The sequence below is a fragment of the Geotalea uraniireducens genome, from assembly GCF_027943965.1.
GTDB classification, from domain to species: Bacteria; Desulfobacterota; Desulfuromonadia; order Geobacterales; family Geobacteraceae; genus Geobacter; species Geobacter uraniireducens.
The window spans coordinates 1,424,599-1,439,887 of record NZ_AP027151.1; the positions used below are offsets into that span (position 1 = coordinate 1,424,599).

Annotated in this window: 17 protein-coding genes; all 17 read left to right on the plus strand. The window is 63.5% G+C overall.

Translation table 11 applies throughout. The features are described from left to right. The first annotated feature begins 1 nt into the window (after nucleotide 1). Nucleotides 2–415: a VOC family protein gene (locus tag QMN23_RS06610; RefSeq protein ID WP_282002796.1), complete on the plus strand. Its 414-nt coding sequence runs from the start codon at nucleotides 2–4 to the stop codon at nucleotides 413–415. Between the two features lie 317 nt (nucleotides 416–732). Beyond that, nucleotides 733–1,050, plus strand: coding sequence for a YkgJ family cysteine cluster protein (locus tag QMN23_RS06615; protein ID WP_282002798.1), 318 nt, complete (start codon nucleotides 733–735; stop codon nucleotides 1,048–1,050). 125 nt (nucleotides 1,051–1,175) lie between these two features. Further along, entirely contained in the window at nucleotides 1,176–1,607 is a 432-nt protein-coding gene (locus tag QMN23_RS06620) for a Fur family transcriptional regulator (protein WP_282002800.1), read from the plus strand. A gap of 126 nt (nucleotides 1,608–1,733) precedes the next feature. Beyond that, nucleotides 1,734–3,725: a ferrous iron transport protein B gene (gene feoB, locus QMN23_RS06625; protein WP_282002802.1), complete on the plus strand. Its 1,992-nt coding sequence runs from the start codon at nucleotides 1,734–1,736 to the stop codon at nucleotides 3,723–3,725. After that, nucleotides 3,722–3,901 (plus strand): hypothetical protein, encoded by a 180-nt coding sequence (locus QMN23_RS06630; RefSeq protein WP_282002803.1) that lies wholly within the window; start codon nucleotides 3,722–3,724, stop codon nucleotides 3,899–3,901. Before feoB ends, QMN23_RS06630 begins: the two co-directional genes overlap by 4 nt. A 103-nt stretch (nucleotides 3,902–4,004) precedes the next feature. Continuing rightward, the gene (locus QMN23_RS06635) at nucleotides 4,005–4,649 is read left to right on the plus strand and encodes a metal-dependent transcriptional regulator (RefSeq protein WP_282002805.1); all 645 of its coding nucleotides are present in this window, start codon (nucleotides 4,005–4,007) and stop codon (nucleotides 4,647–4,649) included. A 199-nt stretch (nucleotides 4,650–4,848) separates the two neighbouring features. After that, nucleotides 4,849–5,856: an energy-coupling factor ABC transporter permease gene (locus QMN23_RS06640; protein WP_282002807.1), complete on the plus strand. Its 1,008-nt coding sequence runs from the start codon at nucleotides 4,849–4,851 to the stop codon at nucleotides 5,854–5,856. Nucleotides 5,857–6,008: 152 nt separating this feature from the next. Then, entirely contained in the window at nucleotides 6,009–6,821 is an 813-nt protein-coding gene (gene cbiQ, locus QMN23_RS06645) for a cobalt ECF transporter T component CbiQ (protein WP_282002809.1), read from the plus strand. Next, nucleotides 6,818–7,597 carry an energy-coupling factor ABC transporter ATP-binding protein gene (locus QMN23_RS06650; protein ID WP_282002811.1) on the plus strand — a complete coding sequence of 260 codons (780 nt, stop codon included), beginning with the start codon at nucleotides 6,818–6,820 and terminating at the stop codon, nucleotides 7,595–7,597. Before cbiQ ends, QMN23_RS06650 begins: the two co-directional genes overlap by 4 nt. Further along, nucleotides 7,594–9,204 (plus strand): alginate export family protein, encoded by a 1,611-nt coding sequence (locus QMN23_RS06655; protein ID WP_282002813.1) that lies wholly within the window; start codon nucleotides 7,594–7,596, stop codon nucleotides 9,202–9,204. The genes QMN23_RS06650 and QMN23_RS06655 overlap by 4 nt, the downstream gene beginning before the upstream one ends. 260 nt (nucleotides 9,205–9,464) lie before the next feature. Further along, nucleotides 9,465–9,800, plus strand: coding sequence for a hypothetical protein (locus QMN23_RS06660; RefSeq protein WP_282002815.1), 336 nt, complete (start codon nucleotides 9,465–9,467; stop codon nucleotides 9,798–9,800). 145 nt (nucleotides 9,801–9,945) lie between these two features. After that, the gene (locus QMN23_RS06665; RefSeq protein ID WP_282002817.1) at nucleotides 9,946–11,976 is read left to right on the plus strand and encodes a TonB-dependent receptor domain-containing protein; all 2,031 of its coding nucleotides are present in this window, start codon (nucleotides 9,946–9,948) and stop codon (nucleotides 11,974–11,976) included. Between the two features lie 40 nt (nucleotides 11,977–12,016). Continuing rightward, nucleotides 12,017–12,514, plus strand: a complete 498-nt coding sequence (locus tag QMN23_RS06670; RefSeq protein WP_282002819.1) for a nitrous oxide reductase accessory protein NosL — start codon at nucleotides 12,017–12,019, stop codon at nucleotides 12,512–12,514. A 23-nt stretch (nucleotides 12,515–12,537) separates the two neighbouring features. Beyond that, nucleotides 12,538–13,308, plus strand: coding sequence for an energy transducer TonB (locus QMN23_RS06675; RefSeq protein WP_282002821.1), 771 nt, complete (start codon nucleotides 12,538–12,540; stop codon nucleotides 13,306–13,308). 42 nt (nucleotides 13,309–13,350) lie between these two features. Then, entirely contained in the window at nucleotides 13,351–13,824 is a 474-nt protein-coding gene (locus QMN23_RS06680) for a nitrous oxide reductase accessory protein NosL (RefSeq protein WP_282002823.1), read from the plus strand. A 3-nt stretch (nucleotides 13,825–13,827) separates the two neighbouring features. Next, nucleotides 13,828–14,169: a hypothetical protein gene (locus QMN23_RS06685; protein WP_282002825.1), complete on the plus strand. Its 342-nt coding sequence runs from the start codon at nucleotides 13,828–13,830 to the stop codon at nucleotides 14,167–14,169. Beyond that, a complete protein-coding gene (locus QMN23_RS06690; protein WP_282002827.1) occupies nucleotides 14,153–15,289 on the plus strand; it encodes an ABC transporter permease in 1,137 nt (378 codons plus the stop codon). The genes QMN23_RS06685 and QMN23_RS06690 overlap by 17 nt, the downstream gene beginning before the upstream one ends.

The following is a 15,289-nucleotide window of genomic DNA, read 5'->3' on the forward strand; positions in this document are numbered from 1 at the left end:
GATGACTGGTAGTGCTCTTTCGTTCCAGCTGGCCGTGGTCGATCTTGATGCCACGGAGGCGTTCTATGTTGGCATCCTGGAACTTGACGTAACTAGGGCGCTGACCGTTCGCGGCGCCCCAGAGCATCTGATCCTCAAGCAGCAGGGGTTCGAGATCATTTTCGTCGAGGACGACAACGTCCTCCAGGCGCATCCGCTGTTGGCAGAGCGTTTCGAAGAGTACCCCAAAGGGGTTGGCATGACTTTCCACCTGGCGGTGGATGACATTGAAGATGTCTACCAAGCGGTAGTTGAGGAAGAACTGGAAATCTTTTATCCACTGGAGCTGCGCCCTTACGGAGTCAAAGAATTCTGGTGTTTCGACCCGGACGGCTATCTGCTGGTAGTGGAAGAGGCCAGTACGCGCCAACCGTGATCGGCGCGGGTATTCGGGGGAGCTGTAGGGACGTGACCAGTCACGTCCCTATTTTTGTTCGTTTTTCTTGTCGTCCTTCCGCACGGGAGAACAGGAATCGGCCATTCAGGTCTGAACGCCAAAGCGGGGGAGGATCACCCGGTTGAGGATGATCCAGAAGGCGAGAAAGCCGAGCATGATCAAGATGTCTTTCATAATGTCACCTCTGCATTTCTTATATCAGATATAAGGTAGAATATATAGATAAAACAATTGGCCCGGCGGGGTGGCATCGTCGGGCCCGATGACTGCCGTATTATGTCTCAAGGGGTGAGATCATGTTCTTTCATCAGCGGGGCGAAAGAAAACACGGCATTATGTCGGACATTCCCGTTGACGGCAGCCGCTGTGCCGGATGTGCCGCCGACTGCTGCCGGGGATTTTTCAGTGTCGCTCTGACGCCGGAGGAATACGCGTTGCTGCAGCGGCTCGGGGCGCGGCGGCTCGAATTTACCCTAAGCGGCCGTTTCTATCTGATCATCGAAAATGGCTGTGAGTTCCTCTGCGAGGACCGTTGCGGCATATACGAGTCCCGGCCTACCATCTGCCGGCGATTCACCTGTAGTGACGGCGACAAGCCGGCTGCTGGCCGGTAGGGCGGGACGAACCGGCCGACCGTTGCCTTGCTTGAAGAATTGAATTTCGCCTCTCCATACATTCTTACTTGACAACTTCACTTGGCAAATTTATATTGAAAATCACTTTCAACTGTGGAGCGGGTGTGAACAAGGCCAAAAAGAAAATCTTTGCCGACTTCATCGCTGACCGGGGGCTGAAGACCACCCGCCAGCGGGATATAATTCTCGATGCTTTTCTCGCTTCAGATCGTCACCTGAGTATCGAGGACCTCTACCTCAAGCTGCGTACTAGCCACCCGAACATCGGTTACGCCACCGTCTACCGGACCCTGAAGCTGTTTGCCGAATCGGGCATCGCCCGGGAGATCCAGTTCGGCGACGGACAGACCCGTTACGAGCATGTGGAGCAGGGCGAGCACCACGACCACTTGGTCTGCACCGGCTGCGGGGCGATCATCGAGTTCGAGAACGAGGCCATCGAGAAACTGCAGGACAAGGTGGCGGCCAGCCACGACTTCCTGATCCAGTACCACAAGCTGGAGCTTTACGGCCTCTGTCCCAAATGCCGAAAGTAGCTGTCGGTGCTTCGGTCGGACAGGTGACGAGGGCGTTCACCGTCGCTGGAGTGTCGCGGCTCTTTTTTGGGTTTGGTGAGTGAAAGTGAATATCAAAAGCATAATTAAGAAGGAGCAGTCAAGACAATGGCCATTTTCAAGAAGAAACCTTCCTGCCATGGCCCGGTAACCGGGCCTGCCATCAAGGGAAAGAAGGTCGCCCTGGTTGGCAACCCGAATGTCGGGAAGAGTGTTCTTTTTAACGCCCTGACCGGAGCATACGTTGCGGTTTCCAACTATCCGGGCACGTCGGTTGAGGTGTCCCGCGGTTCGTCGACCATCGACGGCCAACCCTGCGAGATCATCGATACGCCCGGCATGTACTCGATCCTGCCGATCACCGAAGAGGAGCGGGTTGCCCGGGAAATCCTGCTCAACGAGCGGCCTGACGTCGTGTTGCACGTGCTCGACGCCCGAAATCTGGAACGGATGCTGACGATGACGATCCAGCTCGTTGAGGCCGGGCTACCGGTGATCCTGGTGGTCAACATCATGGATGAGGCGGAACGGATGGGCCTGGAAATCGATATCCCGCTATTGCGGGAAAAGTTGGGGATTCCGGTCATTGGTGCCGCCACGGCAAAGAAGCGCGGCTTGGCCGAAATCCGCCAGGCGATTGCCGGCTACGAAGAGGGGCGACAGGCGGTCTTCGGCTACAGTCGACGGCTGGAAGGCGATATCGTCACGATTGCCGAGCTTTTACAGGGAGAATACACCCTGAGTAGGAAGTCGCTGGCGTTGCTCTTGCTGCAGCGGGACGAGGAGATTGCCCGACTGGTGGCGGTGCAGGAGGGAGAGCGGGGTGCGTTCGTTGCCGAACGGGTGAAGGAGAAAATTTTTGAACGGCGTGAATCGTTTCACCTCGACCTGTCGCTGGAGCGGAAGGAGATCGTCAAGGGCCTCTTGGCCGGGGTGATCAGGACCCCGGCCCAACGCCGGGTAACCTTCGGCGAGCGGCTCTCCCGTTGGGCGGTCAATCCGCTGACCGGCGCGCCGCTCCTGATAGTCGTCCTTTACTACGGCCTGTACGAGTTCGTCGGGGTGTTCGGCGCTGGCACCCTGGTCGATTTACTGGAGGGAAAGCTGTTCGAGGGGTGGTTCAACCCCTGGATCAGCGGCGTCGTCAAGTCGATCATCCCCTGGGAGATCATCCAGGAGCTGTTCGTTGGCGAGTACGGGGTGATTACCCTGGGGCTCCGCTATGCGGTCGGGATCATTCTGCCGATTGTCGCAACGTTTTTCCTGTTCTTTTCCGTGCTGGAGGACAGTGGCTATTTCCCCCGCCTGGCCCTCCTGGTCGACCGGCTGTTCAAGAAGGTCGGCCTGACCGGCCGGGCGGTGATCCCGATGGTCCTCGGTTTCGGCTGCGATACCATGGCGACGATGGTGACCCGCACCCTGGAAACGGTACGTGAACGGGTCATTGCCACGGTACTGCTCGCCCTGGCGATCCCCTGCTCGGCGCAGCTCGGCGTCATCCTGGCGCTCCTTTCCAAGACGCCGGGAGCTCTCCTGGTCTGGAGCCTCTGCCTGCTCGCCATTTTCCTGCTGATCGGGCTGCTGGCGGCGAAGATCATGCCCGGAGAGACGCCGATGTTCTACATGGAGCTGCCACCGATGCGCCTGCCGCAGCTCTCCAACGTGCTGACCAAGACCTACACCCGGATGCAGTGGTACTTCATGGAGATCCTGCCGCTCTTCATCCTGGCGTCGGTACTTTTGTGGCTCGGCAAGGTGACCCATTTCTTCGAGCGGCTGGTGGACTGGATGGCGCCGGTCATGGCCGCCGTGGGGCTCCCCCGGGAGGCGGCGGTTGCCTTCATCTTCGGCTTCTTTCGCCGTGACTACGGGGCCGCGGGGCTCTATGACCTGCAGAAAAAGGGGCTCATGGACCCGCGGCAGCTGGTGGTGGCGGCGGTTACCCTCACCCTGTTCGTGCCGTGCGTTGCCCAGTTCCTGATGATGAAGAAGGAGCGGGGAACCAAGGCGGCACTGGGGATCGGCCTGTTCGTTTCGCTGGTGGCTTTCGCCAGCGGCTGGCTGCTCAATCGGTTCCTGTTGACGACGGGGGTCCTGTGATTCGTTGCGGTTACTGCGGTTATGAATTTTCCGAGGAAGAGGGTATCCGCGGTTGCGGCAAGTGCGGCAAGCCGGGCGGCTGCCGGATGGTGCGCTGTCCTCGCTGTTTCTATGAGAACCTGCCGGAACCCGGTACGGTCAAAAAGATGAAAAAGCTGCTGGAAAAGTTAAAATAATACAGATGTGCCATCCCTAATGGCCCTGCAGCGTTCTGCCTCGCCCCCATCGCTGCTCCCCGGCGCTCGCTGGTCGATCGCCTGCTGGCACAAGGAGAAACCTATGAAACTGTCGGAAAAAGCCGAAGAAATTCTTGAAGCACTCTGGATTGCCGTCGAGGAGGAAGGGAAAAGCTCGCTGGAGGTGGACCAGTTTCCTGTCCCGGCCGATGATCCCGCCTACCGGGAGCTGACCGGCCGGGCCTTCATCGAGCTTCGGCAGGGGCGGGTCTATTTCCGCCCCGAAGGGAAGGATGAGGGGCGGAATACCATCCGGCGGCATCGGCTGGCCGAGCGGCTGATGATGGACGTGCTCAATATCCGGGGTGAGGTGGGTGACGACAAGGCCTGCCAGTTCGAGCATCTGCTCCACGAGGGGGTCGACACCAAGGTCTGCACCATGCTCAATCATCCGGCCACCTGTCCGCACGGCAAGCCGATTCCGCCGGGCGACTGTTGCGACGAGGCAAAGAAGAGCGGCGATATCGGCGTGGTGCCGCTGACCGAGCTGAAGGCCGGTGACGAAGGCGCGATCGCCTACATCCTCACTGAAGACGATACGAAGATGCGCAAGCTGATGGCCATGGGGGTCCTGCCGGGAAACAGCATCGTTCTGATGCAGACATTTCCGTCCTACATCTTCCGGGTCGGTTTTTCCGAGTTTGCCATCGACACCAATCTGGCACGGGAGATTTTTGTCCGGCGGTAGCCGCTGTCGGTCACTGGTGGAGAGTAGCCGCGGCGATGGCTGGCCGCGGCTTTTTTGTCGGCTCCGGAGAAAAATGGCGACCGGCGACTTTCTTCTTGACACCGAAAACGTATACGGTTATTTGTTGGGTGCTACTAATTGTATGCTTGGTAACACCTGACAGTAAAATTACCTACGTTCGTGTTTAAGGAGGCTGGTCATGCATATGGCAGATGCACTGATCTCACCGGCGGTCGGCGGCACCATGTGGGCGGTGTCGGCGGGGACCGTCGCCTACTGCTCGCGGCGGGTGCGGCAGGAGCTGGACGACCGGAAAGTGCCGTTGATGGGCGTACTGGGCGCCTTCGTTTTTGCCGCCCAGATGATCAATTTTACCATTCCCGGCACCGGCTCCAGCGGCCATCTGGGCGGAGCGCTGTTGCTGGCGATTCTTCTCGGCCCCCACGCCGCCTTCCTGGTGATCGCCTCGGTGCTGGTGGTGCAGGCGCTCCTCTTTGCCGATGGCGGGCTGCTGGCCCTTGGCTGCAATATTTTCAACCTGGGCTTTTTCCCGGTCTTCTTTGCCTATCCGTTCATTTATCGCAAGCTGGCCGGCAGCGAGGTCGGCGGCGGCCGACAGGCGACAGCGGCCATTGTAGCCGCCGTGGCGGGATTGCAACTGGGGGCGTTCTGCGTGGTGCTGGAAACGGTTTCCTCCGGGATTTCCGCCCTGCCGTTCAAGACGTTCCTGATGATGATGCAGCCGATCCACCTAGCGATCGGCATCGTTGAAGGGGTGGTAACCTCGGCGCTGGTGACCTTTGTCGCCCGGGCCCGACCGGAAATCCTGGCCAATACCCGGAGCGGTGCACCCCTTGCCGCCGTGCCGCTGCGCCGGACGATTGTCGCACTGCTGCTGGCGGCGGTGGTGACCGGCGGGTTCGTCTCCTGGTTTGCCTCGGAGCGTCCCGACGGCCTGGAATGGTCGATCGCCAAGGTGACCGGCAGCGACGAACTGGCGGAACCGGCTGACGGTGTCCACCGGGCGCTGGCCACTACCCAGCAGCGAGTGGCCGTGCTCCCCGATTACTCTTTCAAACAATCCACCGTCCGGGCCAACGCCCGCACCGGCACGTCGGTGGCGGGGCTGGTCGGCACCCTGATTACCCTGGCGGTGGCCGGTCTGGCCGGCCTGTTGCTCCGTCGCCGCACCCGTCCCGCTCCGTAGCTGCCGGGAAGACGGCCGTATGCCGGCCGATCGCTGCTCCATCCGTTACCGAATTGCGGTCCCGTGGGGTATTGATCGTTTTGCGGCGATAGCCGCTGTGCTGATATTTTCTTTGCCGGGAGTACCCACTTCCGGTTGACCGTCGGGTACCCATGGCTTCTATCGATAAAGCGCTCCCCGAATTCGCCTACCTGGAGGTGCTCGCCACCCGCGAGACGCCGATCCACCGGCTCGATCCACGGGCAAAACTGCTGGCTACCCTGGTGTTCGTGGTCATGGTGGTCTCATTCGATCGCTACGCGCTTTCGGCCCTGTTCCCCTTTTTTCTCTTCCCGCTGGTGCTGGTTACCCGGGGGGGGCTGCCCGCCGGTTTCCTGCTCCGCAAGACACTGCTGGCGCTTCCCTTTGCCTTCATGGTCGGCCTGTTCAACCCCTTTTTCGACCGGACACCGCTCCTGGCCCTCGGCCCGGTGGTGATTTCCGGTGGCTGGGTCTCCTTTGCCTCGATCATTCTCCGGGCGCTGCTTACCGTTGGCGCGTCCCTGGCGCTGATTGCCGTGACCGGTTTTACCGGCGTCTGCCTCTCCCTGGAACGGCTCGGCTTTCCGCAGGTCTTTGCCGTGCAGCTGCTGTTCCTCTATCGCTACCTGTTCATCCTGGTGGAGGAGGGGGGCCGGACGGCGCGGGCCCGGGAGCTCCGCTCCTGTGGGGCCCGGGGGCAAGGGATCGCTTCCTACAGTTCGCTGGTCGGCAACCTGCTCTTGCGCACCTGGGACCGCGCCGAGCGGATTCACCGGGCGATGCTGTCGCGGGGATTCCAGGGGGAATTCCATCTGCGCCGGACGACGCGTTTCGGCTGGCGGGAGCTCGTGTTCGTCGCCGGCTGGAGCGGGCTGTTTGTCCTCTTTCGGTTAGTCAATATTCCGGTCCTGATCGGGACCCTCGTTACGGGAGTTGCAGGATGAGCCATCATATCGTCGAAGTCCGCGAGCTGTGCCACACCTATTCCGACGGCTCCGTCGCCCTGCGCGGCGTCTCGTTTCGGATCACCCATGGCGAGTCGGTGGCGATCATCGGTGCTAACGGGGCAGGGAAATCGACGCTTTTGATGCACCTGAACGGCTATCTCGCCCCCACTGGCGGCGAGGTGCGGATCGGCGACTATCCGCTGACCAGGGGGACCCTGCCGGAGGTGCGCCGAACGGTGGGGATGGTCTTCCAAGACCCGGACGACCAGCTCTTCATGCCGACGGTCTTCGACGACGTGGCGTTCGGCCCGCTCAATCTCGGTTTCCCCCGCGAAGAGGCGGAGCGCCGGTCGCTGGAGGCGCTGAGCCGGGTCGGCGCCGAGCATCTGCGGGACAAACCGCCCTACCGCCTGTCGGGCGGCGAAAAGAAGCGGGTCGCCATCGCCACGGTACTGTCGATGGCCCCCGACATCCTGGTGATGGACGAGCCGACCGAGGGGCTGGACCCGTTCGCCCGCCGGCAGCTGATCGGGCTGTTGCGGGAATTCCACCATACGAAGATCTTTACCACCCATGACCTTGACATGGTGTTGGAACTCTGTCAGCGGACCATCGTTCTCCATGACGGGGAAGTGGCCGCCGATGGCCCCCCGGAGGATATCTTCCGGGATGTGGCCCTGTTGGCCGCCTGCCGGCTGGAACAACCCCTGTCGATGCAGGGGTGTCCCGTCTGCGGCCGAACCATTCATCAGGAACCAGGAGGGAACCGATGAAACGACTTTCGTTGATGATGTTCTGTTGCCTGTCGTTCGGGATGGCGGCGGGTGCGGACGGCGGTGAAGGGCCGGCCGGCGAGGCCGGGACCGGCTTGGCCGAACCGTGGGCCTGCCGCGAAGCGGCGGCGCTGGCCCGGCAATTTGCCGCCGAAACAGCACTGGCCAGTTGGCGCGAAAACGAACCGTGCCGGCGCCGCGAGGCTGCGGCGTGCCTGGCTGCCGTTCAGGAAAAAATGCTGGCTGCCGCCGGGACAGCCGGTCGCGCCGCCGTTTCCGACGAGACGCTGGCGCGGCTGTCCCGCCTCGATGCTGCCTTGCGGGGCGAACTGGCCGACAACGAAGGCTACCAGACCCGTCGCAAAGAGATCCAGGCGATGCTGGCCAAGCCGGAAACACCGCCTTTCCTCTACAAGGTCGGGGTCGACGGCTTTCTCCGCGGCGAGGGGGTCGCTGCCTTCCGGCTCACCGATTTCAGTTACCGGCCCGATCACGGCGAGGGGCGGTTCCTCTACCGGGTCAAACCGTATCTTTATTGGCATCCCACCGACTTTCTCGACCTCCACCTGGAAGGGCAAGGCTACGGCTACAGCGGCGGCAACCAGTACTACGGTAAATATTCCCTCTACCAGGGCTTCATCGAGGGACGCTGCCCGCGCTTCGAGGGGCTATCCGTGAAAGTCGGTCGCCAGGAACTGGTGTACGGCAGCGCCTTTATGCTCGGCAGCGATTCGTTCTACGACGGGTTGAGCTATGATGCCGTGAGGGTGCGGCTGACGCCGGTCGGGCCGCTGACCGTCGACCTGTTCGGCGGCTGGTATGCTCCGCCCTTTGCCGATGGGATGGCGGGGAACCTGGCGGGCGGTTATGCCAGCTGGGCTTTCGGCGAGGAAACGGCTCTGGAGGCCTATACCTTCCGCGATACCGGCTCCGCCGACCACCAGGTCGGCGAGTACCGGACCAGTTGGGGGCTCCGCGGAACCATGGCACTGGGACCGGTGGAACTGGAAGTGGAGCCGGTCTGGCAGACCGGGCGCCTGTACAACGCCGATCTGGGGGGCAACGAAAGCATCCGGGCCTGGGGCGGACATGCGGACCTGACGGTTGAGGCAACCCTCGCTGACCGCCGCACCTCGCTGTTCATCGGCGCGGCGTACGGCTCCGGCAGCCGGGATGCCGCCGCCGGCGCCAGTGCGCGGCAGGAGTTCAGCAATCCGGCTACCGATACCTCCTTGACCGGCGACATGAACGTGGTTGGCTCACTGGCGGGACTCGACGTGGGGGATTACCATGCCAGCGGCCTGCAGGTCTATACCCTCGGCTGGGGGGTCGATCTGCTGTCGGCGGTGAATTTCTCCGCCACCGGCCGCTATTTCCTGGCCAATTACGTACCCGAGGGGGCAAGCCGCCGGCTCGGTCTGGAAACCGACTTCACCCTTACCTGGACCGCCAGCGACGAGCTGGCACTGATCGTCGGCTACGACCGCTTCTTCACCGGCGGCTTCTTCCACGCCGCCACCGGCAGCGACAGCGATATTCATTACGGCTATGCGATGCTCCAGTTCAACCTTGCCCACCAGCGGCCGAAGCGACCGGCGGTTCGCTGACCGTCACCCCGCAATGGCGCCGGCTGCCGTGTCCTGGCAGCCGGCGCGGATCTTTCCTTCACGGCGACGTCTCCGTCGACCGGCATTTCTATTTCCCCTTTCCTGATTTGACACTTCCGGAATCGTCGTTATAATTACCCCTGATTTATACGAGAATCTATAATGAGACAAAACGGTTACCGTCCTGTTTTCGGGTAGGCCGGTAACTATGATGGAGTGATGCCCGAGGGATGCTCGCGCGTGCGCTGTCTGGAGATAGTTTGTTGCTGATCGGCTTGCTGTGTCTGATGCTTGCCGTTCTGCTGCCGGTAGCCGTTGCCGGCGCCGGCCGAGTCGGCGGTATGCCGCTTGCCGTCGCTGCCGTTGCGGCGGGACAACCCGGCTGCTCCGCCGTCGGGAGCGTTGCCCCGGCCGCCGCAGAGGCGGACGATGCTTCGACATTCGAGCGCGAGCAGCTGTTGCCGGCGGTATTTCCCCATGCGGTACCATCACGGATGACGTTCGCCGTTCCTCCGGCCCGGTCGAGGGAGGTGGCAATTTACCTTCCCGAGCCGCCCGACCCCCCACCACGTTTCACCTGCCCCCGCTGGCATTGACCGGCCCGAACGATCTCTGCCCCTTGCCGGGGCGAACGCTTCGCCGCCGGACATTATCGCTTGCCGCCTGGCCCTCTTGCCGGGTGGCTGACGGTTGTCACCGCTGACCAGAAGGGGAGGGGTCTGCCCCTGGAGGAATATATCGATGAAGTTATGTGATAAAGCCGGTTTGCTGCTGGTTCTTGCCGGGCTGGCGCTGCCCGGGACGGGGGTGGCGGAAAATCTGATGCTCGACGAGATCGTCGTCCGGGGCGAAACGGAGTCGCCCCGGGAAGAGACGCTCTCTATCCGCGAGGTGCGGGAGAGTCCGGCCAAGGATGTGGGCGAGGCGCTGAAGCAGTTGGAGGGGCTGGCCATCGTCCGCAAGGGAGCGATCGCCAACGACGTGGTGCTGCGGGGGCTGCAGCGGGACAATATCAATGTCCTGGTCGACGGAGTGCGGGTCTATGGCGCCTGCCCCAATCGGATGGATCCGCCGTCGTTCCATTACGATTTTGCCGAGATCGAGGAGATCAAGGTCGTCAAGGGCCCGTACGACCTGGAGAACGCCGGCAGTCTCGGCGGGACCGTCGAGACAGTGACGAAAAAGCCCCAGCCGGGCTTTAGCAGCGACCTGACGCTCGGCTATGGTTCCTACGACAGCGTCAACGCCTCGGCAACCGCCTCCTACGGCGCCGACCGGTTCGACGGGCTGCTCGGCTACGCCTTCAAATATTCCGGTGTTCCCGAAGCGGGGGACGGCAAGCTGATTACCGACATCTATCCGGCGACCAACCCGAATCGCTACCGGGCCGACACCCTCGATTCGAAGGCCTACGAGATCAATACCGGCTGGGCTAAATTCGGCCTCAGGCCGACGGCGAAGAGTCGGATGGAGCTTGGCTACTCCTACCAGGATGCCGAGCATGTGCTTTATCCCTATCTGAAAATGGATGCGGACTACGACCGGACCCACCGGCTCAACTGGCGCTACCGGGCGACGGACCTCACCGGTCCGGTCAAGGCGGTTCACCTGCAGGCCTATTGGGACCGGGTCAGCCACCTGATGGACGACAGCCTGCGGCAGAGCGCCGTCGGCAAAGCGCGGGACTACTCGATGCAGACCGACGCCCGCTCCCAGGTGGTGGGGGCGAAAGCCAACGCGACGGCGGCGGTCGGCCCGGGGAGCCTGAAGGGGGGCGCCGACTACTACAGCCGCAACTGGGACGCCCTGAACGTGCGGGCTGCCTATACCGCCGCCCAGCCTTACGCGCCGCTCAACATGATTCCGGATGTCTTCGTCGATAATCTCGGGCTGTTTGCCGAATACGAACTGCCGCTCGCCGAGCGGGTCAAGCTGCGGGGGGGTGTGCGGGGCGACCTGACCTGGATCAGGGCCGATAAGGCGAACAATGCGACGGCGCAGGACGACCGCACCGATTTCGCCGAAGTGAGCGGCAACCTGCAGCTCACCTGGACGCCGGCCAGCGGCGTCGAGCTGTTTGCCGGGCTAGGGCGCGGGGTGAGAACCCCCGACCCGGAGGAACTCTACATCGATGTGCCGGCCATGGCGCCGGCGATCACCTGGCGGGGGAATCCGGCGCTGCGGCCGACGGTCAACCATCAGGCCGACCTGGGGGTGAAGTATGCCACCGGGCGGTATTATGTCAGTGCGTCGCTCTTTTACAGCCGCCTCGACGATTATGTCAACCTGGCTGCCGTTTCCACCGCCCTCAAGAGTTACCGGAACATCGATGCCTCGTTGTGGGGGGCCGAGTTCGGTTCCCAGGTGTCGCTGCCGGCCGATCTCTATCTGAAGGGCTCTCTTTCCTACACCGAAGGGGAGAACCGGGACGACCATCGGCCGCTGGCGGAAATTCCGCCGCTCAAGGGGAGCTTGGCGCTCCGCTACGATGTGGAGCGCTGGTTCGTCGAAGCGGTGCAGAATTTCACCGCCCGCCAGGACCGGGTCGATTCGGGACTTAACGAACAGGAGACAGCCGGCTGGCTGACCACCGACCTGAAAGCCGGCGTCAAATACGACTCGCTGTCGCTTTACGGCGGCGTCAACAACCTCCTGGACAACCAGTATTACAGCCACTTGTCGTATCAGCGGGACCCCTTTGCCAGTGGCGTCGGCTTCAAGGTTCCGGAGAACGGGCGCAATTTCTACCTGACGGTCGCCTATGCCTTTTGACCGCCATGCCTGGGTGATTACCAGCCGAAAGGAGTATCTCGTGGGAAAACGAATTGTTCTGCTGCTTGTTGCCGCCATCCTCGTCCTGACCGCCGGTCTTGCCGGCGCCGCTTCCCTGCCACCACAGGCGGGTGGCGCACCGCCGGCGGCCGCCACCGTGCCGGCCGATGTCGCCACCCATCCGGAGTGCGACAACTGTGGCATGAACCGGGGGAAATTCTCCCATAGCCGCGTCCTGATCACCTATGCGGACGGCACGACCGTCGGGACCTGCAGTATCAACTGCGCTGCCGCCATGCTGGCGGAACGGCAGGGACAGGCGGTCACCTCGGTGCAGGTCGGCGACTACAACGACGGCACGCTGCTCGCTGCCGAACGGGCGCTGTGGGTAATTGGCGGCGACCGGCGCGGCGTGATGACCGCCACCCCCAAATGGGCCTTCGCCGACCAGGCGGCCGCCGCCGCGTTCATCGCCCGGCACGGCGGTCGACCGGCCTCCTATCAGGAAGTCCTGCGGGCGGCGACGGACGAGCTCTGAGCCGCTGCCGGCGGGAGGGGGAAATGCATTCCCGTGAATACCCCGGCAGATTTGTTGCATGGTCGCTCTTGGCCCACGCTGTCCTGATCGCAGGGCTGGTGGCCGTCGTCGAATGGCGGCCGCCCCGGCTGCTTGTGCCGGCGATCCTCGTCGATCTGGTGGTCGCCGAATCGCCGCCACCCGTGCCGGCCATGCCGACGGTCGCCCCGCAGCCGGGGCCGGTCCGGCGGGGAGCGCCGCCGGCTGCCGGCGCCAGGAAACAGCCGGTCGAGCCGCGGCAGGCGGCGGCGATCCCGCTGGTGACCGCGCGATCGGCAGCGGTACCGTCGGTGACCGTTGCGCCGGTGGGCGAGCCGGTCCGGGCGGCGGCTCCCGCCGTGGCGGTCCCCGTTACGCAGCCGGCGGCTCTTGCACCGCCGGCTGCCTCGTCACCGCCGGCCGGGGCCGTCGGGGGCGGTGACCGGACCGAACGCCCGGCGTACAGCGGACCGGCAACGGGGGAGAAGGAACGTTATCTGACACTGCTCCGGCAGCTGATCGAGGGGCGCAAGGAGTATCCGGCCATGGCCCGTCGTGGCCGCCTGGAGGGGACGGTGCGGGTCCGCTTTGCCGTGGCCCGCGACGGCACGGTCCGGGCGGTCGAAGTGGCTCGCTCCTCGGGCGTGCCGCTGCTCGATGCCGGCGCGGTCCGGGCGGTTAACCGGGCTGGGGCGTTCCCGCCGCTGCCGGCGGCGCTCGCCGGCGACGAGGCACACTTCGAGGTGCCGCTGGTTTTCAGCCTGTCGCCCCGGTAGCCCGTTGGGCGCTGCCGTCATTTCACCACCAGGGAGAGACCAATGAGAAAATTCGGCTTGCTGCTGGTAATGCTGTTGACCATGGCTGCTGTGTCCGCCGGGGCACGGGAGGCGGCTCCCACCCCGCCGGCCGGGGCCAAGTGCCCGGTCTGCGGCATGTTCGTCGACAAGTACCCTAACTGGGTCAGTGTCCTCACCTTCAAGGGGGGGGAGCGGGTGTACTTCGACGGGGTGAAGGACCTCTGCCGCTACTATCTCGACCTGAAGAAATACCGGCCGTCCGGCAAGCCGGCCGACGTGGTGCAGGTCACCGTCCGGGAGTATTACCACCTCCGGCCGATCGACGGGACGAAGGCGTATTATGTGCTCGGCAGCGACGTCTACGGGCCGATGGGGCACGAACTGATCCCGCTCGCCTCGCCCGCCGATGCCAGCGAATTCATGCAGGACCACCGGGGGACGCGGATTCTCCGTTTCCGCGAGATCACCCCGGCGATCCTCGGCACGCTGGAATAAGGGATGGCGGTGAACGATTCCGGACGGGGCGCGGGACTCGGTTATGCCTGGAGCTATCTGGCCGTTACCGCGCTGCTGATGGTTGTCCTGGGGCTCCTGGCACTCCATGCCCGTGTCCGGCAGCGGGCGGATCGGGAGAGCCTGGCCCGTTCCGCCGGACTGGTGCGGCGCCTGGGCCTCACCGACCTCTGCCTCTATACCGAGGCGCGCCATACCCGCCATCCGGCCATGGCCGACCTCCATACCCCGTTCCAGGACGGACCGCTCTCCCTGGACCATTTCCCCACCGGTTCGCTGGTCAGCCTGCCGGCGACCCTGACGAGGAATCATGAAACACGCCCTTGACCGCTACCTGAACATCCTCCAGTACACCATTGCGGCGCTACTCAGGCGGCGGGGGAAGAATTTTTCGTTGCTGGTGATCTTCACCTTCCTCATCTTCGTGCTGGCGTCGGTGATGTTTTTCACCACTGCCCTGAAGCGGGAGGCGGCGCTGCTGCTCGAGGGGGCTCCCGACCTGGTGGTGCAGAAGATGATGGCTGGCCGCCACGATCCGATCCCGCTCACCTATGCCACCAGGATCGAAGCGATCCGCGGCGTCACCGAGGTCCGGCCGCGGCTCTGGGGCTACTATTACGAGCCGGTGGCCCGGGCCAACTATACGCTCATGGTCCCCCTCGCCGCCCCGCCGCCGGCCGGGGAGGTCAGTATCGGCCGCGGCGTCGCCCGCTCCCTGCATCTTGCCGTGGGCGATCTGGTCATGCTCCACGACTACCGTGGCGGCATCGTGCCGTTCGAGGTGCGAAGCCTGTTCGCCGCCGACTCGGAACTGGTCTCTTCCGACCTGCTGTTGATGGCGGAGCCCGATTTCCGGGCGCTGTTCAACGTTCCGGCCGCTGTGGCCATCGATCTGGCGGTCAGCGTCAGCAACCCGCGGGAGCTGCCGACCGTGGCCGCCAAGATCACCGCCGCGCTGCCGGATACCCGGGTGATCGTCCGGGATGATATGCTCCGGACCTACGCGGCGATCTTCGACTGGCGCGCCGGGATGATGATCGTCATCCTCTTCGCCGCCATCCTGTCGTTCGTGATCTTCGCCTGGGACAAGGCAACCGGCCTGAGTGCCGAGGAACGAAAAGAGATCGGCATCCTCCGGGCGGTCGGCTGGGATACGGCGGACATCATCCTGCTCAAGGTCTGGGAGGGGGCGGTGATCGCCCTGACCTCCTTCCTGCTCGGGGTGATCCTGGCCTACGGCCATGTCTTCTTCCTCGGTACGACCATCTTCGAACAGGCCCTCAAGGGGTGGTCGACCCTCTACCCCCGCTTCCGGCTGACGCCGTTCATCGGCGGCGGGCAGCTGGTGGTGCTGTTCATGCTGACCGTCGCTCCCTACCTTGCCGCGACGGTGGTGCCGGCCTGGCGGGCGGCGACCACCGATCCCGAATCCGTGATGAGGAACTAG

Bases quoted from the DNA above. Each gene is read 5' to 3' on its own strand.
- QMN23_RS06690 (WP_282002827.1), top strand. From the start codon at position 14,153: ATGAAACACGCCCTTGACCGCTACCTGAACATCCTCCAGTACACCATT.
- QMN23_RS06680 (WP_282002823.1), top strand. From the start codon at position 13,351: ATGAGAAAATTCGGCTTGCTGCTGGTAATGCTGTTGACCATGGCTGCT.
- QMN23_RS06635 (WP_282002805.1), top strand. From the start codon at position 4,005: ATGAAACTGTCGGAAAAAGCCGAAGAAATTCTTGAAGCACTCTGGATT.
- QMN23_RS06675 (WP_282002821.1), top strand. From the start codon at position 12,538: ATGCATTCCCGTGAATACCCCGGCAGATTTGTTGCATGGTCGCTCTTG.
- feoB (WP_282002802.1), top strand. From the start codon at position 1,734: ATGGCCATTTTCAAGAAGAAACCTTCCTGCCATGGCCCGGTAACCGGG.
- QMN23_RS06615 (WP_282002798.1), top strand. From the start codon at position 733: ATGTTCTTTCATCAGCGGGGCGAAAGAAAACACGGCATTATGTCGGAC.
- QMN23_RS06655 (WP_282002813.1), top strand. From the start codon at position 7,594: ATGAAACGACTTTCGTTGATGATGTTCTGTTGCCTGTCGTTCGGGATG.
- QMN23_RS06650 (WP_282002811.1), top strand. From the start codon at position 6,818: ATGAGCCATCATATCGTCGAAGTCCGCGAGCTGTGCCACACCTATTCC.
- QMN23_RS06685 (WP_282002825.1), top strand. From the start codon at position 13,828: ATGGCGGTGAACGATTCCGGACGGGGCGCGGGACTCGGTTATGCCTGG.
- QMN23_RS06640 (WP_282002807.1), top strand. From the start codon at position 4,849: ATGCATATGGCAGATGCACTGATCTCACCGGCGGTCGGCGGCACCATG.
- QMN23_RS06665 (WP_282002817.1), top strand. From the start codon at position 9,946: ATGAAGTTATGTGATAAAGCCGGTTTGCTGCTGGTTCTTGCCGGGCTG.
- cbiQ (WP_282002809.1), top strand. From the start codon at position 6,009: ATGGCTTCTATCGATAAAGCGCTCCCCGAATTCGCCTACCTGGAGGTG.
- QMN23_RS06610 (WP_282002796.1), top strand. From the start codon at position 2: ATGACTGGTAGTGCTCTTTCGTTCCAGCTGGCCGTGGTCGATCTTGAT.